1 protein-coding gene is annotated in these 488 nt (G+C 39.1%); it reads right to left on the bottom strand.

Annotated elements, in window-relative coordinates:
- On the bottom strand, window positions 1–488 hold a 488-nt coding region (locus tag JQ843_RS05765), incomplete at both ends, for a MucBP domain-containing protein (protein ID WP_203213123.1).

Here is a 488-nt window from a genome sequence, read left to right as displayed (position 1 = left end):
CCTTCTGCAGTTGTGATGCGGTTTGGTTTCAATCCGTTATCTGCAGTATTGTATTCAGAACCTGGTTTTCCATTGTCAGTGTCTTTTGCACCTGAAGCTACATCTTTACCGTCTGCAGTTCCTACTAATGGAGTACCGTCTTCTGTTTGGTAATTAACGATGACTGATCCAGCTTTTTCGTAAACGTAAGTTACATCTGTTTTACCTTCCACTACATTTCCAGTTTCTGGTTTAGAACCATCTTTAAGACCAGCTTTTGTAATGTAGTAAACAGTTCCATCTTCTGCAGTGATTTTTTCTGGTTTGTTATCAACAGCAGTGTCATATTTTTCGCTTAGAGATGCACCTTTAAGGTCATCTTTGTCAGCTGCGATTGTGTTACCTTCTTTGTCAACATAGTGAACGACTACGTCTCCAGTAACTTCTTTATAAACGTAGGTTACTTCTTTCGTTTCTCCAGCAACAACTTTACCAGTTTGTTCACCTTT

The sequence above is a fragment of the Streptococcus mitis genome, assembly GCF_905187495.1.
Taxonomy (GTDB): Bacteria; Bacillota; Bacilli; order Lactobacillales; family Streptococcaceae; genus Streptococcus; species Streptococcus mitis_CU.
This window is presented reverse-complemented; position numbering and strand designations above follow the sequence as displayed.